The sequence below is a fragment of the Thermococcus sp. 101 C5 genome, from assembly GCF_009372125.1.
Lineage (GTDB): Archaea > Methanobacteriota_B > Thermococci > Thermococcales > Thermococcaceae > Thermococcus_A > Thermococcus_A bergensis.
Window position 1 is genome coordinate 1 of record NZ_WHIZ01000116.1, and the last position, 1,446, is coordinate 1,446.

The following is a 1,446-nucleotide window of genomic DNA, read 5'->3' on the forward strand; positions in this document are numbered from 1 at the left end:
CAGCCTTAGCCAAGAGAGTCTTACCAGTACCCGGAGGACCATACAACAAAACACCCTTAGGCGGCTCAATACCAAGCTTTTCAAAGATCTCCGGGTGCTTGAGTGGAAGCTCAATCATCTCTCTGATCTTTTGTATAACGTCCTTGAGACCACCGATGTCCTCATAGGTAACTCCTAGGGCTGGCGCCTTTGCAACTTCCTTTACAGGTTTCTCTGAGATCGTGAACTCGGTAAACTCCGTTATTTGCACTACTCCTGAAGGTGTAGTTGCCGTGACAACGAAAGTAAGCTCTTGTCCAAGAACGCCAATTCTAATGTAGTCTCCTCTAACCACTGGTCTCCCGACTAACCTTGAGTGTAACCAGTCAACAAAGTCCTGGCCAAACCTGATAGGCTCTGTAGGAGCCAAAACAACTTTCTGCGCTTCTTTGACTTCTGCCTTTCTTATGGTTACCTCGTCTCCAAGGCCAACACCAGCGTTCTTTCTTATTGTACCATCCATTCTAATTATGTCAAGCCCCTCATCCTCTGGATAAGCAGGCCAAACCACTGCGGCTGTGTTTTTGGTACCAATGATTTCCACTATGTCACCTGGTTGAACGCCAATTTTTCTCATTGCATTCCTGTCAATCCTAACAATTCCCCTACCAACATCTCTTTGGTAAGCGGAAGCAACTTTAAGCCTAATCTCCTTTTTCTCCGCCATTTACACCACCTCCATATTTTTGCGGATGATCGTGATACCGCTTATTTAAGCAAAATAATTCAAAAAACAACAAAAGGATCACTCAATCTTAACCTCAAATCCTTCTTTTTCCTCTTTCTTTGTTGGATTCTTCTTAGGAATCCTTATTTCAAGGACACCGTTGTTGTAAGAGGCTTTTGCCTTCTCTGGGATAACCTCCTCTGGTAATCTTATGACTCTCCTGTAGCCGCTGTAGTATCTCTCTATTCTCACTGCTCCCTCTTTTTCAAGCTCCTGCTCTCTCTTGACCTGGGCTTCGATGTAAACTGTATCGCTGGTTACTCTTACCTTAATGTCCTCCTTTCTGACTCCTGGAAGTTCAGCGGTAATAACGAACTCCTCACCGGTGTCAAAGATGTCAACAAATGGCTCTCTCCAGATTCCCTCAGTTCTCACTTCAAACTCTTCTCTTGGCTCGCCGAATCTTCTGTAGCTCCAGAGTCTGGGACCCCTGAAGAATTCGTCGAATATCTCGTCAATCTCCTCCTGAATCTCTCTCATTATGTCGAAGGGGTCCCACATGTCTCTCCTCCACCATCTTCTGACCATCTCTCTCACCTCCCCCACATTTGGTTACCAATAGTTATTAAAATAATAACCCTTTATAAACTTTTCGATTTTAGTGGGCGTGTTTAGTTTCACCCCCTGTTATTTAAACAGTATTTGACTCTGAGGAGGATTTTCAGACCATAACACATTAC

Annotated in this window: 2 protein-coding genes; both read right to left on the minus strand. The window is 44.3% G+C overall.

From position 1 onward, the window contains the following. Positions 1 to 706: AAA family ATPase (locus GBV73_RS11030; RefSeq protein WP_152881339.1), on the minus strand; the 706-nt coding region annotated here is incomplete at its 3' end. A gap of 78 nt (positions 707 to 784) precedes the next feature. Further along, positions 785 to 1,294 (minus strand): Hsp20/alpha crystallin family protein, encoded by a 510-nt coding sequence (locus GBV73_RS11035; protein WP_152881341.1) that lies wholly within the window; start codon positions 1,292 to 1,294, stop codon positions 785 to 787. Between the last annotated feature and the right edge of the window lie 152 nt (positions 1,295 to 1,446).